This is a genomic window from Peribacillus acanthi (assembly GCF_003073175.1).
GTDB classification, from domain to species: Bacteria; Bacillota; Bacilli; order Bacillales; family DSM-1321; genus Bacillus_BN; species Bacillus_BN acanthi.
Map to the genome: position 1 here is coordinate 74,512 of NZ_QBBX01000006.1, position 26,179 is coordinate 100,690.

The following is a 26,179-nucleotide window of genomic DNA, read 5'->3' on the forward strand; positions in this document are numbered from 1 at the left end:
GGGTCTTGTCTGTTTTAGTCTCTATTATTATCTTTTTTCTTTTCACGGCCGGAATCATGATTTTCTTTGTCCGGATCGTTGTTTTTGGATTGTTTGTTTTTATTATGATAATTTCTTTTATGATCAGAGCGCCTATCGCCATGGGAATTTGTTTCTTTATTTCCATGAGGATTCATATGACTATTTTTTTTTACATCATTTTCACGGTTTTCTTTTACCTTATTAGAATGGTTAAACTTAGATTTATCCTGTTTTTCATTAACACGAACACCATTACTCTTAGGTCTTTCATTATTATTTGGAACATTTTTCTTATGCGAATCATTTGACCTAGGATGTGTAATAGTAGCAGGTTTTCCAGGGTGCTGAACTGGTTTTTCCTTCTTCTCAGCATTCTTTTGTTTAACAATGGATGATTGTTTAACTGGTATATTTTTTTCCTCTGTCTTAGTTGAAGAAGAAGCCGGCTTTGTTTGTGGTTCTTTCTTAATTTCTGGCTTACTTTTTTCAACTGCCTTAGACTTTACATACTGACCAGTCGCAACACCTTGCTTTTTAGCTATTTTCCGCTCTTTTTTTGTAGCTTCCACTACAGTCACTTCACTTTTGACAGGTAAGCTTTTTTGTACGGACTGAACAAGTTGTTGCTTCTTTTCCTTATCCTTTAATCCAACAGTGGATAAAATCACTTGATCAGGATTCTTTAAAAAACCATTGTCCTTCATTGAATTTAATATTAAATGAGAGACTGTAGTTGCACTCTTGTCCTCCCAATCTTTTATCCCTTCGACAATGCTTTTACCTTCTTTATTCAGTGCTCTTAACTTAATCACGTGAAGATTTTTATCAAGTGCCATTTCAACACCAGGATTCACTTCGATGGTCATATAAGCATATGCTTCATCTTTGTTAAACGCTGGGAATAAGGAGAAAAATAAGATCATACATGCTACCATTCCGGCAATTAGTGTTTTAGTTCCGGAGAAATGACTCCATTTATTAACCTTATTTTTCAAAACGGGAGAAAAAGTAATTTCTTCTCCAATCATGTATGGTTGTTCTCTATAAGTTTTTTTTGATTTTAGAAATTCACCTTCAGGGGTAAGTAAAGTGACAAAATGATTGTCAACTTCCATGATAATTCCCTTTCTCATTAATCCTGCACCCCTTTTAAATAATCCTTTAAATAGATATAATCCCCGCATAAAATAATGGCTAGCGCTATTATATATTTTCTATTGCGCTCAATCGTTTTCCTGCTAACGTCTACCTTGCTTTCCAGCTGCTTAATTGGCAATCTCTTTTTTTCATATAATGCCTGAAGCATCTCTGGATCGTTAATTAAGGTTTTCGCGATAAAAATGGCACTTTGCCTAGAATCCACATGTTTTGGTGAACATTCCACCAAATCTGAAAAAGAAACATCAAATTCCTTTAAGTTTTTTGTATATTGAAGAATTTCATCTTTCCGTTTCTGTGACTCTAGTTCCAGTTGAAATTGTTGCATTGATTGTTCCGCTTCGAGGTAATTTTGTGCTTGTTCCTCTTCATCATTGCTTTGCATGTCCATCAGCAGATCTTGTTGCTTCCTCGACTGACTACGTAAATAATCAATGACTCTACGTTTTATTAGCGTTTCTGCAAAAGAGATGAGTGAACTACCTTTTTCACGGTCATATTTATCCAGTGCTTCATTAAAAGCGATAAGACCAATGCTAAATTCATCATCTGACTCTCTAATATATCTTCTACACACCGAAGATGCCGTTTTCGCGATAAAGGGCTTAAACGATTTGATGATTTCATTCCTTAGATGAAGATCGCCATCTTGTATCTTGAATATGGATTCTTCTAGATTTCTTTTTTTACTACTTAAAGCTGAAAATAATAAACTTAGCATTGGCCTCACCTCAATTCATTGCAACATCAAAAGTTTCGATATTATCATTGTAAGGGGTAGCAACTGAAAAGACAGTTCCAAATGGACTATCTTTTCAGTTGCTTATAGGCCAATTATACCTTACTTATTGTCATGCTTGTCTCTATTTGAGTGTCCATTACCTTTGTGGTCATCATGTCTGTTCTCTTTGCCTTTTTGATTACCTTGGTATTTAGATTCTTTATGATCTTTTTGTTTATGATTGTGTTGTTTATTATGGTCTCTATCATATTTTTTGCCTTTGTCTTCATGTTTCTCATGCTTTGGCACTGTAGGTGTTTTCACTTCTGGTTTTATAGGTTTTACGGCTTTTTCTTTTACTACTTTTTCATGCTTTACTTTTTCTTTAGCTGGTTTTTCTTCATTCTTATGCTCATGCTTAACTTTTACTGGTTTTTGTATGTCTTTTTTCACCGGAGCAACCACTGGTACTACAGTAGTTTCTTCTGTTTTTGTTTTATCTTCAGAAGTAGTTTCTTCAGGTTTAGTTGTATCCTCCGTTACTGGTGCGGTAGTAGCCTGATCTTCTTGTTTTTCTTCTTCTTTTTCAGCATATTTCTTTTCAATTTTTTCAAGTTTCTTTGCTACTTTATCGAAAGCTTTCTTGATGTTCTTTTCTATAGCATCATATGCTTTTGGACTACCAATTTGTTTTTCTTCCATCTTTTTCAATACTGCCATTAAAGCGAAATAATTTTGATTCATCATTTCTTCTAATTCTTTCAATTCTGCCAAATCTTCAGTAGGTGTAGCTTCTGTTGTTTCTTTATCTTCCTCTACCTTAGCAGTATCGTCTGAAGTCGTTCCATCTTCTACTTTTGGTTCTTCTGTTTTTGGTTCTTCTGTTTTTGGCTCTTCTGTTTTTGGTTGTTCCACTTTTGGCTCTTCAGTTTTCGGCTCTTCTGTTTTTGGTTGTTCCACTTTTGGCTCTTCAGTTTTCGGTTCTTCAGCTTTTGGTTCTTCAGCTTTTGGTTCTTCAGCTTTTGGTTCTTCAGCTTTTGGCTCTTCTGCTGGTTCAGTTTTTACAACTTCCTCAACTGCTTCCATATTGCCCATTGCTAGTTTAATTGTTTCAATTGCTTCTTCTTTTTTGCCTTCAGCGAATAATGCTTGTGCTTCAGCAAGACGCTCAGATGCAAATTCTGAGAGTAATTCTGCTTGCTTTACATCGTTAACTGTTAATGCTAAACGGATTTTTTCGATAATCGTTTTTGTGAAGTATAAGAAATCTCCCGGTACTAAAGCTGGAGCTTCGTATTTCTCAGTTGTTTCTGTTAAATCGATATTCTGTAAGTCTACAGTTTCCACCGTATTTGTTGCAGTGTTTTCTTCAGCTAAAGCAGAAAATGCTCCAGAGAATGTAAATGTTCCAGCCATTACTAAAGCTAACGTAGACTTTGCTAGCTTATTTAAATTTTTCACGTTGCGTACAGGATCTTTTTTCATGATTGTGTCACCTCATAAGAATTTTGTAATTTTTGTATGAAATATATTTCATGAAACTAATACGCTATGTGACAAATTTTTTATGGGGGTAAAAGTTTGTCAAAAAATAATGGCAACTATTTTCCTATAGGTAAAATCGTTGATATATAAGGGTTTTCAAAAGAAATATTAAAAATAATTCTTTTTTCATTTGGGAGATTCTTACTAAATAAAAATCAGGAAATTTTCTTTGAGAATACTTTTTATACAAAAAAACCCTTACCTGTTGGTAAAGGGTCAATTTATCATATGGAAGTAGATTGATTATCTATTACTGTTTTCGTCTGTTTTTGACGAATTGCAAATGCAATGACAAGTGCCATCGACAATCCTCCGTAACAGAGCACCATTTTCTTAAAGCCAATTGTATCTAAAAAGAATCCTGCACTCACCAGAATAAGTTGGAAGAGAATTCTGTCCATCATACCTCGGAATGAGAAAAAGCGGCCATGAAATTCTCTGTTAATCATGGTTTGGAACATGGTGGCGGCTACAGGAAAAAATGAGCCTGCCGCTATTCCAAATATTGCGAAAGAAATGATGGATGGGATTTTGTCATCTGCAAAAAAGAGAGACAAGTGTGAAAATGCGATTCCTGCTGCGCATACCATTAGAATTTTCACAGAATCACGACCTGGTGAAAAGCGCTTAATGAAATAGGCCCCGATCATAAAAGAAATTCCCTCGGTTGTATATAACCAGCCTTTGATTGTAGGGTCATGCTGCATTTCACTGATTTTTAAAACCATCAAATTAAAACTTCCAATAAACATAGTTGGGACAAGCATTAGTACCAATCCTAGCACCACTGGAGGATTGGATTTGATTATCGGCCATACCTCCTTGAATCCACCCTTTTGCTTTTGTGCTTTGTTTGGATTTTGTTTAGGAATGTCCTCCTTAATGTCGAGCATTAAAGTACAAATAAGTATTAGAACATAAGAGAGTAGCGTTAGAAAATACATATTGAATAAGGAAATATACAATAGAAGCATTCCAGCTAACGCAGTACCAAAGATTCTTGCAACGGTTCCTACATTCATATGTAAACCATTTAAACTTAGAAGTTGATCATCTCTAGCAATTAGCGGAATTGCTGCCTGTAAAGCAGGGAAATAAAAGGCAGCTGAAATTCCAAGCACCAACATATAAACGCTCATCCAGAGTACCTGTTCTGTCCATATTGCGACAAACATAAATACAACAGCTAAAATACGTGCCATTCCTGCATAAATCATGACCTTCTTTTTCGATGATCGATCAATGATTCTTCCTGCCATCGGTCCAAAAAGCACCCCAATGAACAACCCTACAAACAATATTAAAGATTTATGGAAATCTGATGGTACTAGTTTTTGTAAAAATTCAAGATTCCCAATAATTCCTACCCACATTCCAAGATTGGCTATGAACTCTCCCGCCATTAAAATCCATATATTTTTATTTCGAAACATTCCGTATCACAGCCTTATTTTTTTATTTCGTAATACTAAGTATATTACTGCTTTTGTAAATTACTGTCTATATAATTGAAATATTTAAAGACAAAACAAAGTCTAGATCAAAAGAAAAAGCTGACTTGTCATAGTCAGCTTTTGTCACTCTATTTTTCCATTAACCCTTCTTCTCTTTCTTCATTCTTTCTACTTGAAAGTAATAAGCCGGCAACGACGATTGCAATTAGTACACCCCAGAATACAATCTTCCAAGGTTTAGATTCTGGAAAGTGCTCATCGAGGATTGCGATAGAAGGGTGAGCAAGTGTGAACACTGCTAATTTAACTCCTACCCATCCAACAATATAGAAAGCTGCTGTTTCTAAAGAAGGCTTATCATGAAGCAGTTTAACAAATACGTTGGCCGCAAAACGCATAATGACAAGGCCTATTACACCACCAAGGAACATTACCGTAAATTGTCCGCCATCGATGCCACCAATTTCGAACCAACCTGCTTTTGGTAGTGTTACTGCTAATGCAACCGCTGCTAGCATTGAGTCAACAGCAAATGCAATGTCCGCTAACTCTACTTTAAGTACTGTCATCCAAAAACCTGATCCCTTATGTGGTTTTTCTTCATCATACAATTTTTCTTTATGAGTGTATTTCTTATACAAGTGATGAATGGCAATAAATAATAGATACGCTGCACCTACCGCTTGAACCTGCCATACATCCACTAGGAAGGAAATTAAGAATAAACTTGCAAATCTAAAGACGAATGCCCCCAGCAAACCATAAAATAATGCCTTTTTTTGTTGATCCTTAGGCAGATGTTTGACCATAACAGCCATTACTACTGCATTATCGGCAGCTAAAATCCCTTCTAACCCAACTAATACGAGTAATACCCATCCATACTCTAACAGTAATGAAGCATCCATTTCTCAATCAACCTCCAATTGTAGTTAGTGTTCTTCTTTTTTCCCACTAGCTGCAATCCAAAACTTGGGAGAATGAGTCCAATCTGTTTTGAAAACAACAAAAAAGACCGATGCCGCTAGTGGCAAAGGTCTTGCTGAGCACATTTTTATATGCCAACAAAGCCGATGGAAACAATTCCATGAAATGACGACTTTGTTTTAGGGCGAACCCTAACGCTACTCCCCTTTGTTAAAGGAATAAATTATATTTGATTATACTCTTAGTATATTAAGTGTGGAAGGTCCATGCAACAAAAAACATCATATTTTATTAATTATTTATTTTTTGAAAGCTTGATTAATTTTTGGAATGATTGTAAAAACGTAAACCAGTTTACTCGATCTTTAAAGTAGCTTTTAAATAGGCTTAAAAAGAGTTCGTACTTTCCATGATAGGGATACCATTGGATTTCACTTGATTTCCAACCTGAATCAACCATGACGGCTTTTTCATGGCAGAATATCTTTAATCCTGCTTCTCCATGATACCTGCCAACCCCACTTTGTTTGGCTCCACCAAAAGGTAAATGATGGTTTGCGGCAGTCACAATGACATCATTGATGACAACAGCACCAGACACAATTTGTGAGGCGACTGTTTGCGCTAGTTGTATATTCTTTGACCATACACTTGCATTCAACCCATATTCGCTATCATTGGCAAGTGAGATCACTTCTTCCACTGTGTCGAACGGCACGATGGGCATGATGGGACCGAAAGTCTCTTCGTTAAGGACTTTCATTCCTTTATAGACATTAGAGAGTACCATCATCGGTACATGCATTTCTCCCTCTTTCCAATGCCTAGGCTCTATACCGGTTTCCAGAGTAGCGCCTTGTGACAATGCATCTTCAATTTGGTTTCTTACAATGTCAATTTGTGCAGGAAAGGTCATGGAACCCACATCATCTGAATTGCTTTGTCCTTGTTTCATTTGTGATACTTCTACCTTTACAAGACGTAAAAATTCATTGTAAACGGAACGGTCCACATATACCCGTTCAACACTCATGCAAACTTGGCCACTATTTGTAAATGCACCCCATACGGCCGCTTTTGCTGCACGCTTCAAATGTGCATCTGAAAGGACAATCATTGGATCCTTTCCACCTAATTCAAGCGTAGTTGGAATCAGCTTTTTCGCAGCTACTTGCCCTATGATTTTACCCGTACGGACAGATCCAGTGAAGAAGATATAATCCGGCCCATGTTCAGTCAAGGTAGCCCCAAGCTCCTTCCCCCCATGAGCAAATGAAACGACACCCTCTGGGAATTCAGCCAATTTAAACAAGTCTTCCATCACTTTACCAACAAAAGGAGTAACTTCAGACGGTTTTGAAATGACACAGTTTCCACCTACTAATGCACTTAAAATTGGAATCATCGCTAGCTGAAAAGGGTAATTCCATGGTGATATGACGAGCACAGTTCCTCTTGGCATATATTCAATATAAGATTTTTTTCCCATTAACAATAACGGGGTAGAAACCTTTTGTCTTACCAAGGTTTTTTTTGCAGTTTTATCAAGTGACTTTAAGAAATCCAACACAGGCATAATATCTGCCACTAAAGCCTCAAGCTTTACCTTGCCAGTGTCTAAAGAAATCTTTTTAGCCAGGTCATCCATTTGCTCAACCATGATTCTTCGAAGATTATGAAAATAAACCAACCTTTCATCAATGGTCATGGTTGACCAAGTAGGAAATGCCTTCCTTGACTTTTCATATATAAAAGAGGTTTCTTCTATAGTTGTCTCAAACATCTCGGCAAAAAACTCACCCGTTGCAGGAGACTGTACTTTTAATATTCCTTGTTGTTTCATGTGAACATCCTTTATCTAATTTGAATTTGATACTGTTTATTTTCTTTATTTTCCAAAAAGAACTTTACCATAGCTGGTACACCGTCTTTAAAATCAGGACAAATAATTCCTGCCGTGGCTAAATCCCGTTTCGCTTGTTGACAGTCAAAATCACCTTTCCATGTAAAATAATCTAATGCTTCTTTTTCTACTTGAAGCCATTTACGAACGGTTGAAATCGAAAGAAACGCTTTACTTAATGAAAGAGGTAGCCTCCCTATAGGCCGTTGCTCAAATAATTCTTGAACGAACATATCATACACTTGTGAAGCTGTATATGGATTTGGGTCGGTTAAGTGATATGTTTTTCCTTTCCCACCATCGTAAAAGGACACATAAGCAACTGATTGGATAATAAAATCAATCGGAACAAGATTGATTTTTGCATTTCCTTTTCCTATATAAGGCTTGATTGGAAGAAAGGATAATGAATCTAAAAAATTTAATATAAAATAAGGACCATCAAATTTATTGGTTGCCCCTGTAACAGAATGCCCCTTTACAATACCGGGTCTGATGATGGTCACAGGTAGTTGAGATTTCAGTTGTTCCACCAAAACTTCTGCTTCGTATTTGGTTTTTTCATAATGATTCTTGAATGTTGGTGGCCTTAGGAGTTCGTTTTCATACAATTTCCCTTCCCGCATTCCAGCAACGTATGCCGTACTAAAATACACATACCTTTTTAATGACGTCAAGGATTTTACCCATTCATTTACATTTTTAGTACCATTGACATTTATGTTGTATGCTACTGTTTCAGGCACTGCCAAGTCATAAATGGCTGCCAGATGAAATACATGGGTGATGTGATTAGAATTAATGGTTTCCTGCAACTCCAAGTCTTTCTTTGTAATATCCCCTTTGATGGTTTTAATAGAGCCCTCAGGTAAATTGAACTCCCTCAGAATCATTCGAATTTCTTCATTCGCCTTATCTATCATTGATGGCATTACCAGCATATAAGCTTTATAAAATTCTCGATCCGTTTTAATCAATTGCCTAATCAACTGATTGGAAATGAATCCTGGAAAACCAGTCATGAAATAAACATGAGACATCCTTCACCCTTCTTCCCCATTAAAATAACCTGTTCTAAATCTATTCTTCATAAAAACAAAAAATCCTCTAGTATCAGAGGATTAGCAAGATTTCTTATTTATACTTACGAAACAAAGTGACCCAGTTGCTTACTTCAGGGATGTCCCACTTTTCTAAGTAAAGTAACATGCCTTCAAGGATTACTTCTTTATCGATTCCATGTGCATGAACTTGATCTTCAATTTGATTGATGGCGGTCTGGACAAATTCCATTTTATCCTTGCCAAGGTTCAGAGATTGAGACAATTCTTTCAATTCAAGTATTAACTTGTTCATTTGCTCTTGCTTAGAAGGTTCGTGGTTCTCTTCAATTTGAAGGGATTGCAAGAAATTGTCTTCAGAAAGATATTGGTCTTTTTTCTTCAATGAACCTGCTATAATATCGTCCAATTTGCTCATCAAAAAACGGGCAAGTCGATACAAATCCTGTTCCTTGACTTCGAATAATAGGATGAAAACATATTCCTTCATTATGCCACTGAAGATAACAGCAGCATCAAAGGATACTTCCCTTGCTTCTTTACCATATAACTTAATTATTTTTTCAACGGTCCATTTTAAGGATTTAGTCCTCATGTCCATCATATAAGTACCCATCTCTTTATTCTTAAAAATGGATGGATCATGCATATGTTTTTGAATGAAATCCCGATATTTCATGAAATTGTTCAATTGTAAATATAGTTGTTTCTCGAATTTTTCACGTACCGTTAAGCCTGCTTCATGATCAACATCCATCATTTTTTCGGTAAAGGTTAGATAGCTTTCCTTTATGATCGACATAAACAATTCATCTTTTGATTCAAAATACGTATACAAGGAACCCTTAGCAATTTTACATTTCGATGCAATATCCTGCATGGAAGTAGAATGGTATCCTTTTTCTGAAAACAGCTCCAATGCCGTATCAAGAATTAATGCTTTTTTATCATTCATCTATTTTACACATCCTAATAGTGGACTAATCAAATGCTCTTTATTTCTTAAGGAGTCTGAATAGGTCTTCCAATTCTCTTTCCTCATTTATTAATACCTTTTGGTTAGCCCTTTTGAATCTTTTCTTTGATTTTCTAGTTTCTTTATCAAAATAACTATAAATAATCGGGATAATAAACAGGGTCAAGAACGTACTGCTAATCAGTCCTCCAATGACTGTTATTCCCATTGGTTGGTTTATTTCTGCTCCTTCCCCTATTCCTAGCGCTAACGGGATGAGACCAAGTATCGTAGTAAGTGCAGTCATAAGGATGGGGCGAACACGATCAAGTACAGATGCTACGATTGCTTCAAAGGTGACCATGCCCATTCCCTTTCGTTGGTTGATATATTCAACGATGACGATAGCATTGTTTACTACTATTCCTGCAAGTACAATCACACCAATAATAGCAGTCAAGCCAATTGGGGTCCTAGTGATCGTCAAGGCAATGGATACACCAATAATGATAAGTGGAACACTAAACATTATCACGAATGGGTATTTTAACGATTCAAATTGAGCAGCCATGACTAAATAGATAAATAAAATTGCTAAGCTCAAAGCTAAGAATAGGTCATTCATGGACGAATCCAATAGTTCACGGTCTCCTGAAAAGACGATTTCAGTTTCATCTGGCAGCTTTAATTGTTTAATTTTTTTATCTACTGCATCGGATATGTCCCCTAAATTCGTTTTTGCTTTATATTTCAAAGTAAACTGGATAGCATCCTGCTGATTAATCCTTTGTATTTTTAATGGGCTTTTTCCAATTGTAAATGAAGCTAATTCACCTAATGTGGTGAACGTACCATTAGGTTTTTTTATACTGAGTGTTTTCAATTTATTGATATTTTGAGTGATATTCTGATCATACTCCACTAAAATGGAATATACATTTGCATTTTCATCGACGATTTGAGCTGCAGTGACTCCCCTTGTCGCATCATTAACCAACATCGCAATCCTTGCAGGGGGCATTCCAGCCTGGAGTGCTTTATCCCGATTGACTTGGATTTGAATCTCCTCAACAGTCTCATTCAAATCGGTAGACAGATCAGATACACCTTTAATTTCCTTTAAGGAAGAACTTATCCTCTTCACCGTTTCTTTTAGACGAATAGGATCAGTATCCTTTACATTAAAGGTCAATGTATATTGTTCAGATCCGGTAGTAGATTGCAAAATGAACTTTAATTCTGTAGTTGGATTAGCATCAAGGGCAGCCTTTTCAAGATTCGCTTTCACATCATCGACAAATTGGAAAACACTTTTATCCCTTTTTTCTAAAGGTTTTAATTTGACATAAACTTCAGCTGTGTTTGCCTTTGTTGTTCCTCGGAAAGATTCTTCTTGAGTCGTACCAATCAGCCCAACATACACATCTACATCCTCTTGATTCTTCAATTGTGATTCCAATGCCGAAACAACTTTATCTGTTTCACTTATCGCAGCACCATTTTCAAGCTTAATCTTGATTGAAAAATATCCTTCATCTGTACTAGGCAAGAACTGGGTTCCTACTGTCGTTAATCCGAATCCCCCCATCACCAAAAATAGAACGGTGATTAGTAATACCTTTACTCTATTATGTAGCGACCATCTAATAGAACGATCCAGTCCTTTCATAAATGAAGAATGTTTCCTTTTTTCCTCTACCCTATCGTTTCCCCCTCTTAACCAGCGGCTTGCTAACATTGGGACGACCGTCAGAGCCACATATAGAGATGCAACTAAGCTGAATGAAATCGTAAGAGCAAATTCAGTGAACAAATCTCCGATGATACCTGATACGAACACTACTGGTAAAAAAACAGCAACAGTGGTTAATGTGGAAGCGGTAATTGCCCCTCCAACTTCACGCGCTCCATCAGCTGCAGCGGTTTTTGGATTCTTACCCATTGAAAGATGACGGTAAATATTTTCAATAACCACAATTGAGTTATCTACTAGCATCCCAATTCCAAGTGCCAATCCACCAAGTGTCATGATATTCAATGTGAAATCCGAGAAAAACATGAGGACAAAAGTGACGATTACTGAATATGGGATGGCAATACCGATAATAATTGGACTTTTTACATTCTGGAGAAATAAGAATAATACGACCATCGCTAGTGCTCCCCCCAAGACAAGGGATGTAGAGATGTTTCCGATGGCACGTTTTATATAATCTCCTTGATCAAATAATACATCAGATTCAATGTCCTTATATTTATCTTTTTCCAATAGCTCTTTCAGCTTCAGTTGGAACGCTTTGGACACTGTCGCCGTATTGCTATCTGATTGTTGTAATACACTTATAAGGACAGAAGGAGTTTCATTAGTCCTTGTCATAGTTCCATCAGATGTATTAACCAATTCTACTAAGGCAACATCCTTAATGGTGACTTTATTACCGTTGATTGGGTTTACTGTTACAACCAAATTTTTGACTGCTTCAATAGAAGAAATGCTACTAATAATTCTTGTTGTTAATTGTTTGCCATCTGTAAGTACTGGATCTCCTGGCATCGAAACATTATTGGAACGGATTACTGCTACTAAGTCACTTTGGCTTAGTCCATAGGTCTTTAGCTTATCTTGGTTGAGATTAATTCTAATTTGTTCTGTCAGTGATCCTGAGATTGTAACACTTGCTACACCTTCTACTTTCGTTAATTCCTTTTGCAAATCCGTTGCAAGGCTTCGTAGAGCCTTTGGATTACTTTCAGAACGCAAAGAAAGTTGGATGATAGGGAATTGTGCCGGATCAAATTTTAGAAATCTTGGTTTTTCTACATCATCTGGTAGAGGAGTTCCATCGATTCTCTGTAGAACATCTGACTGCACCTCATCAATGTCAGTAGTCCAAGAAAATTGTAAAAGGGTAAAATTTGCGCCTTCCTGTGATGTGGAAGTAATGGTTTTTAATCCAGGTAGTGTCGACAAATTTGCTTCTAAAGGCTTGGTAATTTTCTCGTTAACTTCTATAGGGCTCGCACCTTCATAGGTGGTTACGACTACTCCAACGGGAGGTTTGATTTCCGGAATTAATTTCACTGGGATATTTAATAAGGATACCGCACCTAAAACGAGTAATAACACCATCGTTACAAGTGTGAAAACTGGTCTTCTAATAGAGAAAGCGCTTATTTTCAAAGCTGAGTCACCTTTCTTGGTACATGATGTATTTGACCATTAAGTCAATTCATTTTTGGGAAATATTAAATTAACTATATCTAAAGTGATAGTTGATTTCAATGAGGGATACCTGTTGGGGGTTTATAAAGTCAGTGACTTGATAGTCAAATCTAAAAAAGGAGCTAATTTACCTTAAGCCAATTGATTGACGAAGGAATAGCTCCTAATGTTTATGATTCAGTGTTTGAGATACCTATTTTTGTAGACACACTGACTAATGTCAGAATTGGACAAAGTAGGCAGAAGAATGTAAATGGTACATATTGAAGCGTGGATACTCCTAAAACCTCTGTCAAAAACACTCCTGACACCCCCCAAGGAATTAGAGGGTTGATAACAGTTCCTGAATCTTCCAAAATCCTGGATAAAGTCTTTTTCGAAAGCTTTAACCTTTCAAAATGACTTTGGAAGGTGCTTCCTGTTAAAAGGATAGATAAATACTGTTCACCAATTAAAACATTAATAGAAATAGCTGTTGCTACAGTTGATGCAGCTAATTTAAGTGTTGACGTTAAAAATCTTTCGATAAATTTTAATAGTGCAGGAATGATTCCAAGCATGAAGAGTAATCCGCCAAGTCCTAAAGCTAAAAGCACTAATGAAATAGAGAACATCATGCTCTCGACTCCACCTCTTGAGAGAATCGTATTTAGCTGTTCGAAATCACTTTCCATAACAAAGCCTGAAAAAAGAATAGAAGACATTTTTGCAAGTGTCATTTCTTTCGTATTCATAAAACTGATCGCCACTGCACTTAAAATACTAACCGACAATGTTGGAATGGCAGAAACTTTTCTAATGGCAAATACTGTTACCAAAATAAATGGAATTAAGCTTGTCCAACCAATTGAAGTTTCGGCTTGTAGTGCTTGTATGAAGTTTTTAATCTCCCCTGTTTTCGTTTCAGTTCCTGGTGAGAGAATCCAGAATAATATTGCGGATATAATAAATCCAGGGACAGTTGTCCAAAGCATATTTTTAATATGTTCAAAGAGTGAAACACCAAATGTCCCAGAAGCTAAGTTTGTAGTATCGGAAACTGGTGACATTTTATCTCCTAAAAACGCTCCTGAAACAACCGCTCCAGCCATAATGGCTAATGAGGCATCCATTGCAGCAGCCATTCCGAGAAAAGCTACACCAATTGTGGCTGCAGTGGTAAAAGCACTACCAATACTTATACCAAGGACAGAACAAATGATAAAAGCAGCTAGATAAATAGGAGTACCAGAAAATAACTTAAATCCACCATACATTAAAGTTGGAATCGTTCCACTGGCCATCCAGCTACTGATTAACATTCCAATGAAGAAGAAAATGTATACTGCTCCCAATCCAGTGGTGGCACCTTTAATTAATCCACCTTCTAATTCTTCAAAGCTTAAGCCCTTCCTTCTTCCATAAACCATTAATAGAACTATAGACATTATTATTGGCAAATGTGGAACAACACCAAGAAAAATGATCCCACTACTGATGATTCCTAAAATCAATAAAATTAATATACTTGCTTCCATTGTAGTAAGCTTAATTTTTGCATCTGCTAATTGCATGACAAACCAACCCTTCTATGATGTATTAATAAAAGTAGAATTGGCCTTTGCATCTGTTGCCCCACTAGTAAAAGCAAAAAACACAAAAAAGCCTCATCTCCACATAGGGACGAAGAAGCTTCGCGGTACCACCCTAATTGCTACTTCAAATTGAAGCAACCACTCTTTAAAATCTTGTTCAATTGCATGCAGGTGTATTTCAATCATCTGTTGCCCGGACTTCCATCACCCATCCGGTTTCTATTTGCTGCATCCAGAATCATTACTTCAAACTGCTAACAAGAAAGATATTCATTTACACTTAGACGCTTTTAAGCGGTAAAGCATATTAGTAATATAGCTGATATCCTACAAGTGGTCAAGAAATTTTTTTAGCAAAAGCTGAAACACTAATCAAATTTTAAAATTTTCCCCAGAAGATGAACTTTATATATACTGATAAAACCTTTATATTGTACCTTATTAATAGGATGGCATTTCCATTTCAGAAAGGAGGAATTTTTTTTGAAAGAGCTGACCCTTGGCATTGTTTCATCGATGTTTTTTGCAGTTACATTCGTCTTAAATCGATCCATGGAACTGTCAGGAGGAAGTTGGATGTGGAGCTCCTCCTTAAGATTTTTGTTCATGCTACCATTTTTATTCTTGATTGTATTTATAAGAAAAAATGGTACACAAGTTTTTAAAGAGATAAATAAAGCACCAATAGAATGGTTTGGATGGAGCTGTGTTGGCTTTGTGCTTTTTTACGCTCCGATTACTTTTGCTGCATCATATGGACCTGGTTGGTTAATAGCAGGTACTTGGCAATTCACGATTGTAGCAGGGATTTTAATAGCCCCATTATTTTATACTGTTATTCAAACTTCTTCAGGAACAGTCAAACAAAGATATTCAATTGATAAAAGAGCTTTAGCCATATCCACTTTAATTTTGGTAGGTGTTATGTTCATACAGTTACAAAATAACAGTACTTTATCCTTATCTGAAATGGTATTAGGAATTCTACCCGTTGTAATTGCTGCATTTGCTTACCCCCTTGGAAATCGAAAGATGATGGAACTTTGCAATGGGAAACTAGATACCTTTCAGAGGATATTAGGAATGACTTTAGCAAGTTTACCCGTGTGGTTATTGATCAGTAGTATAGCTTACATAAAAGTGGGTCCACCAAGCTCAGACCAAGTGATTCAATCATTGATTGTGGCAATCTGTTCAGGAGTAATTGCTACCTCTTTATTCTTTATTGCCACGAATCGTGTAAGGAATCATCAAGGTAAACTTGCATCTGTGGAGTCTACACAATCTTCTCAGATACTTTTTGTTATTGGAGGGGAGTCTATTCTTTTAGCAAGCCCCTTACCTTCTGGTCTTACTATTTTGGGAATTCTTTTAATTATCATCGGAATAATTGCTCATACGTTTAATATGAAGAAAATAAATGCCTCACAAATTAACACACCCACTGCAGAGATTGAGTCAAAAGGATAGCTATGATTAATCCTTTAACTTCATTATTGAAGTTTTCCCTAGAAGTACAAAAAGGATTTTCTTTCACCTAAAGAGAATAACATTTAAGAGGTGATTTCGATTAAATGGATAGCTTGGCTTTTTAAGCGGAATATTCGAAGAGATTTAAGTGAATTATTAGTAATCCTTATCTTATTAGTACTAATAAATATAACTAATCCAAAATTTATATTAAATCATCCTATTTTAATACTTCCATACTTTTTAGGAGTTTTGGTTATTTCCAGAATCCTTCAGATTGTTATTGATAAGCTAATCGGTAGATATAACAGGGAAATTAAATTAATATATTTTGTTTTAGTAATCACAGTGACTTCGTTTGTCGGTGCGTTTATTAAGTAAAAAACCACCCTTTTTGAAATTAAAGGGTGGTGGAATGTTTAAGCTTCTTCCAGTTCAGCTATATCAACTTGGGTCCGTTCTTCTAAAGGACCTCGTAAGTGTACAGTTGCCGTTCTTCCATCCTCATGTAATTGATCAATCCAGACTGATGCGCCATGGTACCTTACATCAATATCAGCTGAAGAAGATAGAATTTGTTTTACTCTGTTAACTTCCATCCAAGTAACCTCCCATATTTAAGTCATTATAGTGTTTGATGGTTAATGGATTTTATTCAATTTTTTACGCAAAGGAGGAAAACTTAGCATGCAAAAATGTCAAAAATGCAACTTTCAATTCTCTTGGAAAACGCTTTTTTGGTCAATATTATTAGCTTATAAGCCCATCGATTGTGAAAAATGTGGCACATCATATGCAGTAACGGGGTTCTCGAGATTATGGATTTCGATTTATACTGTTGTTCCTTTATATATTTATGGGTTTATGGTGGCACCTAGAATGCCATTTTCCATTTACATAGATATAGGAGTGATGACCTCTATTGCGGTGTTTACACTTTCTATTATTCCATTTGTTGCAAAGTATAGTCCTGAATTAATACCTAACAAAAAATCCCCTCTAGCCTAGTTATGGCAGAGGGGATTTCATATTATTTTGTATCCATTGGATTATAAAGCTTCACATCTGGATTCTTTTCAGAGAACCATCTTAAAGCAAATTCATTTTCAAACAAGAATACATATTGCTCATAACGGTCTTTTACTAATATACTTCTTGCGTTCGTTAGTCTTTCGTCAACTTTTTCGTCTTCAACCCAACGTGCGATTTTAGAACCGACACGTTCCATGATGACTTCTGTATTGTATTCATTACGCATACGGTGTTCGAACACTTCAAATTGTAGTTGACCAACTGCACCTAACAAATACTCTTCCATTGTAACCGTCTTAAATAGCTGGATTGCACCTTCTTGTACAAGCTGGTGGATTCCTTTATGGAAGTGCTTTTGTTTCAGGACATTCTTTGCTGAAACTTTTACGAATAATTCAGGTGTGAACTGTGGTAGACGTTCAAATTGGAACATATCCCGGCTAGTCGTCAATGTATCCCCAATTTGATAATTCCCGGTATCATATAGTCCAATGATATCACCACTCACCGCTTCATTAACTGTATTACGATCGTCCGCCATGAATTGAGTCGAGGAAGATAAGTTAATGGCTTTTCCAGTACGACTCAAATTCACACTCATTCCGCGTTCAAACTTACCAGAACAAATACGTAAAAATGCAATTCGATCACGGTGCTTTGGATTCATGTTTGCTTGGATTTTGAAAATAAATCCTGAGAAATCCTCTGATAATGGATCGATTTCACCATTAGTGGACTGTCTCGGTTGTGGAGATGGAGCAAATTTTAAATATGCATCTAGGAAGGTTTGCACACCAAATGTAGTCAATGCACTACCAAAGAATACTGGTGTTAATAACCCGTTTGCGATTCTTTCCTCAGAAAACTCATTCCCAGCTTCACTCAGCAGCATGATTTCTTCTAATGTTTGCTCGTAAAGTGGAGAATGCTTGATTGGATGCTCACCATCGATTTCACCTTCTTCATTTAAAGGTACGAAACGATTGTCCTCTTCCTTAAATTGCTCGATTCGATTGTTAAAACGATCATATATACCAAGGAAATCCTTCCCCATTCCTATTGGCCAGTTCATTGGATACGATTCAATTCCTAATACTTCTTCTAATTCAGCAAGAATATCAAGCGGATTTCTACCTTGACGGTCCATTTTATTAATGAATGTAAAAATAGGAATTCCACGCATGCGACATACTTTAAATAGCTTGATGGTTTGATCCTCAATACCTTTTGCAGAATCGACAATCATGACAGCACTGTCTACTGCCATTAATGTACGGTACGTGTCTTCACTGAAATCCTGGTGACCAGGGGTATCTAATATATTGACGCGGAATCCGTCATAATCAAACTGCATTACAGAAGAAGTTACGGAAATCCCCCTTTGCTTTTCAATTTCCATCCAGTCGGAAGTCGCGTATTTCCCTGTTTTTCTTGCTTTTACTGTTCCGGCATCACGAATAGCTCCACCGAATAGTAGTAGCTTTTCTGTTAGCGTCGTTTTCCCTGCATCCGGGTGGGAAATGATTGCAAACGTTTTTCTGGATTGCACTTCATCCTTTATAGAAGACTTCATTCATAACATCCTTTATCATATAAAATAAATAGTAATCATGTTGATTCTGATACATTACTAACTTAAAAAATATATCATATACACTTATACATTGGCTACTCAATGTCTACAGATAGAACGGAGATTGTTACAATGGATTCAATTACGCACACACTATTTGGAATCTGCCAATATGGCGTCATTAAAAAAGAGAAGCTGTCAAAACGTGAGAGACGTGCCTTCCTGACCGCTTCCCTGGTCGCAAACCAAATACCTGAAATTGATGTGGTATCTAGGCTTTGGGATACTGCTGGTCAATACCAAATGTGGCATCGTGGTATTACCCATTCTATCCTAATGGCCCCTCTTTGGGCATTACTAATCTATTTTCTCATTGCTCTTATATTTAAGATAAAGGACAAGAAAATTTTTTGGCTTTCCTTAATTGGAGTCTTCATCCATGACACTAGTGATTTATTCAATGCCTGGGGTACAGGCTACTTGGAACCTTTTTCTCAAGTCCGTATCACATTCGGAACCATTCCTATCATTGATTTTGTGATATGGTTCATTATTTTTGTGACCTTTGTTCTCAGTAAACGAAACAAATTAAATGCGCCTAGGTATTATCAATATGCTTGGATCGCTATCCTGCTCCATATTTTTCTGCAATCTGCTCAAGGGTACACCTTATTTCATTCCTATCAACAATCACATGATGAGGTAGCACTTTCGGCTACCTTCCTTCCATGGAAGTATGATGTTATTACGAAAAATGGTGAAGATGTAGTTATCTATGGAGATTCATTACTTTCTGATCCAATCATAAAATACAAATTGCACTCTTATGAACAAGCTGAACTAGATGATTTATTCAAGCATAATCCAAAAGCGAAAACCTTGTATGAATGGTCACCATTTGTAGTAATCGTAAATGATGACAATGTTCTTGGAGTTTATGACCCCAGATTTTATCGAAACGGTCAATCTTTTTTATTTGAATATATGGAAAAAAACCAGATGGAATAGTGAATCAGTGTTTGTATAAAGCGTAAAGGATTATTCTAAAAATCCAATAAATAATTTAAGCCACCCAAAAAACGATAACCAAAGTGGGATACTTAAAGCCGTTCCCCAAAGTAAGCCTTTAAACAAATTCAAATCAGTACAGTATTCATCCATAGATATTGATCCCTCATTACTTTGTTTTTTCATAATTGTTTCCTTAATTCTGTATGGTTAAACTTTAACTGGTTTCTTTACATTGGAAAGTGTACCTACAAAAATAAAAACGAGCCGACGAATTTTTGTCGACTCGTTTTTTTTATTTCATTAATGATTTTGTCATTTTACGTTTTCTCCAGTAATTCTTTGCCCCTTTAATGACAAAAGGCATAACTGCGACCGCAACCCTTTTCAATAATCTTCTTTTCATTGAGATCACTTCCTTTGTTTTTGTTCTACCATATATATATCCCTCCAAAACCATTAAAAACCAGATGGAGACGTAGTATAATATTCCAGTTATCTGAAATTTCCTTTCCTCGTCCATCGAATCTGTGTACAATTGGTGTTGGATATGAAAGGAGCTACAAATGGTCACGTTTGAAAAGTTAACCGTAGAAAACATTTACATTGCCGAGGAAATTGTTAATTCTAATCCTGCCTATAATAAAATGGAAAATGGCTGTGAATCGAGATCGACTGAAGAGGTTAAAGAAGATTTATTAAATGAAAAATCCGAAGCCTTTTTTATTAAAGCCGATGATACCTATATTGGCTTGATTGACTATATGATGTTAAATGAAAAAGATGGCTATCCATGGCTTGGATACTTAATGATCCACGGGGACTATCAAGGTTATGGATATGGTACAAGTGCTTATCTGCTTTATGAACAACAAATGAGAAATAGAGGCGTGGAAATCATTCGTTTAGCAGTTCTAAAAGAAAATGACTCTGCGAAGAACTTTTGGAAACGTCTAGGCTTCAACTATTATACAGATAAACCATTCAAGAATACCTTTGTCGAATGCTTTGAAAAAAAGATATAAATATAGAAGAGGATAGGCCATAATTTAAGCCTATCCTCCAAATCTTTATAGGGATAAAAATTGTTCAATTCCTATATCAATACGAGACCAATTTTGATCACTAGTTTCGATGATAAAAGATTCAAATGGTAGAACAGTAAGGACCTCGAGCTCTAATTGTTTTCGTTTTTCTAACCATGCAACTGTTCCACTCTTCCCTGCTAAACCTGCTGCTTTCCCATACCCTTGGCTCGTTACATAATGAGTCACTCCATCAACCCATTCGAGCGATCTTTCTTGGCATGCCTTATCAAATGTCTCATTAATATTTGTTTGGTAAAGATAAATGACAGTGGGATTCAATGGTTCAATAGTTTTAGCCAAGGTTTGTATATAATTTTTAATTGTATCATCCGTCGCATTGTACTTTGCTAACATGGCAGTCAAAGGATTTTGCAAGAAACAACACTCAAAAATCCAGATATTATCTGAAACTTTTGCGTTCTCGACAAACTTTCTCCACTGCGAAAGTACCACATGGATATGTGTTTCCATGGATAGATTGCCATCGTACACATCGAATTGAGAAATGTATGAAGTAAATTCTTGATTTACTTCATTATTTTCTTGAAGCAGCTTTTTATAATGTACTAACTGATATCCTCCTTCTTCTTCCGTGTATTTTCCAATTACCCTCACATAATTTGGGAATAGTTTTGTTAATTCTCTGTACTCATTTCCGCTTAAATAAGCTACTCCATCAAAATCTGCCGGGTGCTTTAAATTGCCTTCTACAAATAATTCATGATTCTTCCCACGATTTAAAAGCTTTTTTTGTATATTCTGAGCCGTGGTTGTTTTACCAGAGCCCCAAATTCCTTCAACGATAATCAGTTTAGTTTCTCTCATGAAAATACCTCCCCATTTTTATAAAAATGGGCAAAGCAATATTCCTTCTCCAATCCAAACCTTGAACGCATGAAAAGGGTCAGACTAATCCTATCTTTGACTCTCGGTTTATTGCTTTGCCGTGTAAAGATAAGATATCTACTCCATTTCACAACATTCCTCCATTCATATCAGTTACCAATAATTGTATGGGAAACAGATTTTTTTAACAACTATTTTTTGGGGTTCGTTTACTACTAACACTTCAAGCCATGAGGTAAAAAAAAATGGCCCACGTGCAGATGGCCATTAAAATGAATTTTAATCTTTATAATTGGATGCGAATGCAAAATTGTCAATTTCAACTTAATGTGATCCCCATTTTTCTTTTAGATTACTTATTTTAAATATTGATTCCTTTAAATAAACCTTTACTTTTTCTAGATTAAATTCAGGAGATTTAGCCTCACCTATTAGTGGATAAAGACTTTTTTCTACATTTACATATTCATCGGGGTATTTTGTTTCGACTTGTTTCTCTATGCTATCCCACTTCTCTTCTATTTGTTGTCCATATTTATTGATAATCTCTTTGTCTGCTTTCTTTTCTAGATCCTTTTCGAATTGATTCAATATTTCTATGATTTCTGACAAGCTAGCTTGGACATCTTTATTTGATAGAGAAGTTTCAATTACCTCTTTTTCTACCTCTCTATCAACTGATGTACATCCACAAATAAATAATAGTAGGGGTAAAGCTAATATATATTTTCCCATTGTAAAATTACTCTCCTTTTCTAAAGTATATCTCGTTAGAAGTGTGTCCAAATACATGATTATTACTCGTTTTTTTTAATAAAAATACTTAAAAATAGCTGTTCACATTGTTTAGAAATATATGCATCAGTTTGGAAAATTTTCATTAATATTCTTGTTATTTTTCGATTTGTACGATATAATCAGTTATATTAAAATATAAGAACAAAATTAATTATTCTAAATTCACATATTATCAAACACCAAAGGATAATATGTAAAACTCTGATGCTTGATAATGTGTGAATTTTATTTTCCTTATAGGAAATAAATTACATATTAATTTTTGTTTAACTTTTAGGAGGATTCACAGTATGACAGTAACAGGTAAAGTAAAATGGTTTAACGGCGAAAAAGGTTTCGGTTTCATCGAAGTACCAGGTGGCAACGATGTATTCGTACACTTCTCTGCTATCCAAGGTGAAGGCTACAAAACTCTTGACGAAGGTCAAGAAGTTGAGTTCGAAATCGAAGAAGGTAACCGTGGACCACAAGCTAAAAACGTGGTAAAACTTTAATTCTCGATTCTAACCATACAAATGATCAAGGTGTTACCGGTTTCCGGTAGCACCTTTTTGTTTGTCAATTTTTTCTCTTCTGCTTTATATGTTTTAGAATAGGAAAAGCCCCAGCAAAACAAACTGGGGCTAATCTATTAAACTTTTAAATCAATTATTTTTCTATGAACCATCAACCCTATCAGTGCCATAACCATCAATGAACCGAGAGCCATTCTGCTGGCCAAAGTTCCATAGTCCGCGAACAGATACGTTACTGTTCCATAAACTAGTGGGCCAATGATGGCAGAAACCTTACCAGAAAAGGCAAACAACCCAAAAAACTGACCTCTTTTTTCTTCTGGAGTGGATTCGACAATTAATGTCCTAGACGTAACCCACATAGATCCGAGTGCTACCCCAAATAAACTGCCTGCAATCCAGAAAAGACCAGGATGGAACGCAAATGTCGCCACAGCCAATGCTACCAGCAACAAGACTCCCACATAAGCAAAAGACTTCGTAGCTCCTTTTGCCTTTGTAATATGACCAAAGATAAAGGAACCAATAATACTTGAAACTGTAGAAACGAGATAGAGCAAAATAAATGCACCACTTGAAAAACCAACAACCGTTTTAGCATAAATCGCCATCATTGCAATTGCTGTAGAAATGGCATCATTGATAAAGAAATAAGAAATCATGAAAATAAATACCTTTCTATGATTCTGCATTTCTTTGAACGTTGTATAAATTTCTTTATACCCTGATAAGAATGATTCCTTTTTCTTTGGGACTACCTTCGGCTCTTTAACAAAGAAGAACAAAGGAAGGGAAAAAACCAAGAATAATAGAGCAGTTGGAATAAAAGCTACATGTGAGCCATTATCCCCCACAAACGGATACACCGATAAACCAACTAATGTTCCTACGTACCCTACTGCCACACCGAAACCTGAGATTAACGGAAGTGTTTCTTTATTGCCAATATCAGAAATCATGGTGTCATAAAAGACTAGACTTGAATGATAAAAGAATTTCGCAATCACAAACAGTAATATGACCATGGCTAATACTATGGGAATTCCAAATATCTCCCCTTTCATAGAAGAAGCTGCAACAAGACCCATTGAGAATGTACAAGCAACTGTAATCAGTGTGAATATCCCGATGTACTTTTTCTTCTTCCCTGTACGATCAATTAACACTCCAAATAGTGGTGAGAATAGGACAAGAAACAAACTAGCCAAAGCATTCGAATACGAGATGAAGGTACTGGCGATTTGATCGAGGACTTCGTTTTTCCCTATCGTCTCTTCTAAATAAAATGGAAAGAAAATGGTATTAATGTTTGATGAAAATATCGTATTAGCAAAATCATATAATGCCCAGGATAGTACAGGTAAAGATAAATAAAGACCTAGATTGTTTTTTGGTTTTGTTTTGTTAGTATTCGGGCTAATTTCCATATTCCACATCCTTTCTTTTTATATGTTATATTTATTCCGTTTCGTACATAAAAAATCCTGTAATGCTTTCAAAATTAACAATAAAATACGCAACCCCTGACAGCGAGATACCATCAGGGGCCCAATCATTAATAATTAGTTGGATAGTCAATAAATTTATGGTTATCTCCAATAGCAAATGCTATGGACAATCCCTCAACAACAATTAAATATCACGACCTGAGAGCTCTTCTTTCATTTTGCTTGGCAGGGTTTGCATCGTTTCAATGAGCACATTTAGTTTACCTTCAATTCTATGAAGTAAATAAAGAGTCACGACAATTGGAAATCCCACATCGCTAATGAACGGAAATAACTGCTCCATCTCCTCTCACTCCTTTCTTTTTAAAAAAGAGGATGACTCAAAACTAAGAGTCACCCTCCTTCAGTATTACATTTCTAAATCATTAACATTACGTTCCACAACTCTGATCCCTTTTTTGGCAGCTGGTTTTCCTACTGCAGAAGTGAAAACCTGCTGTGCGATAATCGTATCCATGGAGCTTTTTACAGTTTCAACATCGATTGGCTCCTTAGGGTTATCTATAGCGATAGTTAAATTTTTTCCTTGTTCCGATACAAACAATAATTCTAGTGTTTTTGCCATTTCATTTCTCCTCCTCTCTGCTAGACTAGAAACCTACCTCCTACGCCATTAGTTCATGTAATTCTTGACTGTCAATCGATAATAGCGGATATCCTTGAAGGACCGCAATTGCATTACCAGTTGCAAAAAGCTGATCAGGTGTTGCAGTCACATCAATGTTTGAAAAGCTTTTTCTCTTGAAGATTTGATTTCCTTTTCCGTCTACTCCACCATCAAACGTTAATCGAAGTGAATATGAAACGATTGTTTTAGTTGCCATTTGTATCACCTCCTTCGCTATTGTTATATACTTTCAATAGCAAAAAGGGGCGTCGCCACTAAAATTTTGTTTGTTTTTTTCATGGAGAGGTAAATAGCCGATAGATAGGGTTAAAATAGGAGGATAGAAAGGAATGAGGTTTAGATGGAATGGATAGCATTAGGTCTAGCTTTATTACTAGTCCTCTACATATTGGTTAATAAGTTGAATAATAGAAGTATTGAACCTGTGTCCCCTCCTATAATCATCGCTCATCGCGGATCAAGTGGGGCTTGTCCAGAAAATACCTATTCTGCATTTGATCAAGCACTTGAAGATGGGGCTGAAATGATTGAGCTCGATATCCAGCTTTCTATGGATGGAGAACTGATGGTCATACATGATCGTTCACTTGAAAGAACTACGAATTGCGAAGGACTAGTCGATAATTATACAAAAGATGAACTTATAAAACTAGATGCAGGGACTTGGTTTTCAAAGGTATTTTGCGAGGAAAGAATACCTGTTTTAGATGAGGTATTAGAAAAATATAATGGAAAAATTGGATTTCTAATAGAAGTAAAATACCCAAAAGAACAACCTGAAATTGGGCAAAAACTAAAAACGACCTTAGAGGATTTTTCAGGAAGAAAAAAAGGAAAACACCTAATCATTGTTCAATCCTTCGATAAGGAGTTTTTACTGAGTTTCAATAAAATGATGCCAAATCTTCCGTTAGGATTATTGATCAAGAAACTCCCAAATTTAAAGGAAATAGAACGATTAAGTGGCTACATTTCCTATCTCAATCCCAAATACACCATTGTAACAAAGAGATTCATCCAAACTATCCATGAACACAGCATGAAATGTATTGTTTGGACTGTACGTACAAAAAATGTAAAGAAAAAAATTCACCAAATGAATGTAGATGGAATTGCTACAGATTATCCTGAATGGTATAAATAAACAAGAGGGCGGTCACCCTCTTGTTTA

25 protein-coding genes and 1 riboswitch are annotated in these 26,179 nt (G+C 36.0%); of the genes, 6 read left to right on the forward strand and 19 right to left on the reverse strand.

Translation table 11 applies throughout. From position 1 onward, the window contains the following. Positions 1-14: 14 nt before the first annotated feature. From DBX25_RS07710 to nhaC, 10 genes are all read right to left on the reverse strand, one after another. Positions 15-1,154, reverse strand: a complete 1,140-nt coding sequence (locus tag DBX25_RS07710; protein WP_157950912.1) for an anti-sigma factor domain-containing protein — start codon at positions 1,152-1,154, stop codon at positions 15-17. Further along, on the reverse strand, positions 1,154-1,909 hold the full coding sequence (gene sigI, locus DBX25_RS07715; protein ID WP_240620208.1) for an RNA polymerase sigma factor SigI: 756 nt from the start codon (positions 1,907-1,909) through the stop codon (positions 1,154-1,156). Before sigI ends, DBX25_RS07710 begins: the two co-directional genes overlap by 1 nt. A gap of 111 nt (positions 1,910-2,020) precedes the next feature. Beyond that, positions 2,021-3,385 (reverse strand): DUF5667 domain-containing protein, encoded by a 1,365-nt coding sequence (locus tag DBX25_RS20905; protein WP_205685191.1) that lies wholly within the window; start codon positions 3,383-3,385, stop codon positions 2,021-2,023. A gap of 284 nt (positions 3,386-3,669) precedes the next feature. After that, a complete protein-coding gene (locus DBX25_RS07725) occupies positions 3,670-4,878 on the reverse strand; it encodes an MFS transporter (protein WP_108670207.1) in 1,209 nt (402 codons plus the stop codon). Positions 4,879-5,027: 149 nt separating this feature from the next. Further along, positions 5,028-5,807 (reverse strand): TerC family protein, encoded by a 780-nt coding sequence (locus DBX25_RS07730; protein WP_108670208.1) that lies wholly within the window; start codon positions 5,805-5,807, stop codon positions 5,028-5,030. A gap of 136 nt (positions 5,808-5,943) precedes the next feature. Then, a riboswitch (yybP-ykoY riboswitch) is annotated at positions 5,944-6,044 on the reverse strand. Between the two features lie 77 nt (positions 6,045-6,121). Then, on the reverse strand, positions 6,122-7,669 hold the full coding sequence (locus tag DBX25_RS07735) for an aldehyde dehydrogenase family protein (RefSeq protein WP_108670209.1): 1,548 nt from the start codon (positions 7,667-7,669) through the stop codon (positions 6,122-6,124). 11 nt (positions 7,670-7,680) lie between these two features. Then, positions 7,681-8,769 (reverse strand): SDR family oxidoreductase, encoded by a 1,089-nt coding sequence (locus DBX25_RS07740; RefSeq protein WP_108670210.1) that lies wholly within the window; start codon positions 8,767-8,769, stop codon positions 7,681-7,683. 94 nt (positions 8,770-8,863) lie between these two features. Beyond that, on the reverse strand, positions 8,864-9,745 hold the full coding sequence (locus DBX25_RS07745; protein WP_108670211.1) for a TetR/AcrR family transcriptional regulator: 882 nt from the start codon (positions 9,743-9,745) through the stop codon (positions 8,864-8,866). Between the two features lie 40 nt (positions 9,746-9,785). Further along, the gene (locus DBX25_RS07750; RefSeq protein ID WP_108670212.1) at positions 9,786-12,926 is read right to left on the reverse strand and encodes an efflux RND transporter permease subunit; all 3,141 of its coding nucleotides are present in this window, start codon (positions 12,924-12,926) and stop codon (positions 9,786-9,788) included. Positions 12,927-13,138: 212 nt separating this feature from the next. Further along, the gene (nhaC, locus tag DBX25_RS07755; protein ID WP_108670213.1) at positions 13,139-14,521 is read right to left on the reverse strand and encodes a Na+/H+ antiporter NhaC; all 1,383 of its coding nucleotides are present in this window, start codon (positions 14,519-14,521) and stop codon (positions 13,139-13,141) included. Between the two features lie 504 nt (positions 14,522-15,025). On the opposite strand from nhaC, the gene DBX25_RS07760 reads away from it, so the two are divergent. Beyond that, complete coding sequence (locus DBX25_RS07760; RefSeq protein WP_108670214.1) at positions 15,026-16,012, forward strand: DMT family transporter; 987 nt, start codon at positions 15,026-15,028, stop codon at positions 16,010-16,012. A gap of 419 nt (positions 16,013-16,431) precedes the next feature. Here the strand turns inward: DBX25_RS07760 and DBX25_RS07765 are convergent, their stop codons facing one another. Further along, the gene (locus DBX25_RS07765; RefSeq protein ID WP_108670215.1) at positions 16,432-16,611 is read right to left on the reverse strand and encodes an H-type small acid-soluble spore protein; all 180 of its coding nucleotides are present in this window, start codon (positions 16,609-16,611) and stop codon (positions 16,432-16,434) included. 88 nt (positions 16,612-16,699) lie between these two features. On the opposite strand from DBX25_RS07765, the gene DBX25_RS07770 reads away from it, so the two are divergent. Further along, the gene (locus DBX25_RS07770; RefSeq protein ID WP_108670216.1) at positions 16,700-17,020 is read left to right on the forward strand and encodes a TIGR04104 family putative zinc finger protein; all 321 of its coding nucleotides are present in this window, start codon (positions 16,700-16,702) and stop codon (positions 17,018-17,020) included. A gap of 22 nt (positions 17,021-17,042) precedes the next feature. Here DBX25_RS07770 and DBX25_RS07775 read toward each other — a convergent pair whose 3' ends face one another. Then, on the reverse strand, positions 17,043-18,617 hold the full coding sequence (locus DBX25_RS07775; RefSeq protein WP_108670217.1) for a peptide chain release factor 3: 1,575 nt from the start codon (positions 18,615-18,617) through the stop codon (positions 17,043-17,045). A 132-nt stretch (positions 18,618-18,749) separates the two neighbouring features. Between DBX25_RS07775 and DBX25_RS07780 the strand changes: the two genes are divergently transcribed. Next, positions 18,750-19,625 (forward strand): metal-dependent hydrolase, encoded by an 876-nt coding sequence (locus tag DBX25_RS07780; RefSeq protein WP_108670218.1) that lies wholly within the window; start codon positions 18,750-18,752, stop codon positions 19,623-19,625. A 30-nt stretch (positions 19,626-19,655) separates the two neighbouring features. On the opposite strand, the gene DBX25_RS20530 is transcribed toward DBX25_RS07780, so the two are convergent. Continuing rightward, positions 19,656-19,811, reverse strand: coding sequence for a hypothetical protein (locus tag DBX25_RS20530; RefSeq protein WP_157950913.1), 156 nt, complete (start codon positions 19,809-19,811; stop codon positions 19,656-19,658). 380 nt (positions 19,812-20,191) lie between these two features. On the opposite strand from DBX25_RS20530, the gene DBX25_RS07785 reads away from it, so the two are divergent. Continuing rightward, positions 20,192-20,650 (forward strand): GNAT family N-acetyltransferase, encoded by a 459-nt coding sequence (locus tag DBX25_RS07785; protein ID WP_108670219.1) that lies wholly within the window; start codon positions 20,192-20,194, stop codon positions 20,648-20,650. Between the two features lie 45 nt (positions 20,651-20,695). Here the strand turns inward: DBX25_RS07785 and DBX25_RS07790 are convergent, their stop codons facing one another. Continuing rightward, positions 20,696-21,538: a P-loop NTPase family protein gene (locus tag DBX25_RS07790; protein ID WP_108670220.1), complete on the reverse strand. Its 843-nt coding sequence runs from the start codon at positions 21,536-21,538 to the stop codon at positions 20,696-20,698. A gap of 345 nt (positions 21,539-21,883) precedes the next feature. Continuing rightward, entirely contained in the window at positions 21,884-22,294 is a 411-nt protein-coding gene (locus DBX25_RS07795; protein ID WP_108670221.1) for a hypothetical protein, read from the reverse strand. A 353-nt stretch (positions 22,295-22,647) separates the two neighbouring features. Between DBX25_RS07795 and cspD the strand changes: the two genes are divergently transcribed. After that, positions 22,648-22,851 (forward strand): cold-shock protein CspD, encoded by a 204-nt coding sequence (gene cspD, locus DBX25_RS07800; protein ID WP_108670222.1) that lies wholly within the window; start codon positions 22,648-22,650, stop codon positions 22,849-22,851. A 137-nt stretch (positions 22,852-22,988) separates the two neighbouring features. Here cspD and DBX25_RS07805 read toward each other — a convergent pair whose 3' ends face one another. The 4 genes from DBX25_RS07805 to DBX25_RS07820 all read right to left on the reverse strand — a co-directional run bounded on the left by DBX25_RS07805 (position 22,989) and on the right by DBX25_RS07820 (position 25,204). Beyond that, positions 22,989-24,299, reverse strand: coding sequence for an MFS transporter (locus DBX25_RS07805; RefSeq protein WP_108670223.1), 1,311 nt, complete (start codon positions 24,297-24,299; stop codon positions 22,989-22,991). 205 nt (positions 24,300-24,504) lie between these two features. Beyond that, on the reverse strand, positions 24,505-24,663 hold the full coding sequence (locus DBX25_RS07810) for a YvrJ family protein (RefSeq protein WP_108670224.1): 159 nt from the start codon (positions 24,661-24,663) through the stop codon (positions 24,505-24,507). A gap of 66 nt (positions 24,664-24,729) precedes the next feature. Further along, positions 24,730-24,945, reverse strand: coding sequence for a DUF2922 domain-containing protein (locus tag DBX25_RS07815; protein WP_108670225.1), 216 nt, complete (start codon positions 24,943-24,945; stop codon positions 24,730-24,732). Between the two features lie 40 nt (positions 24,946-24,985). Further along, positions 24,986-25,204 carry a DUF1659 domain-containing protein gene (locus DBX25_RS07820; RefSeq protein ID WP_108670226.1) on the reverse strand — a complete coding sequence of 73 codons (219 nt, stop codon included), beginning with the start codon at positions 25,202-25,204 and terminating at the stop codon, positions 24,986-24,988. Between the two features lie 144 nt (positions 25,205-25,348). Here DBX25_RS07820 and DBX25_RS07825 point away from each other — a divergent pair, with 144 nt between their 5' ends. Then, on the forward strand, positions 25,349-26,152 hold the full coding sequence (locus tag DBX25_RS07825) for a glycerophosphodiester phosphodiesterase (protein WP_108670227.1): 804 nt from the start codon (positions 25,349-25,351) through the stop codon (positions 26,150-26,152). The last annotated feature ends 27 nt before the right edge of the window (positions 26,153-26,179 follow it).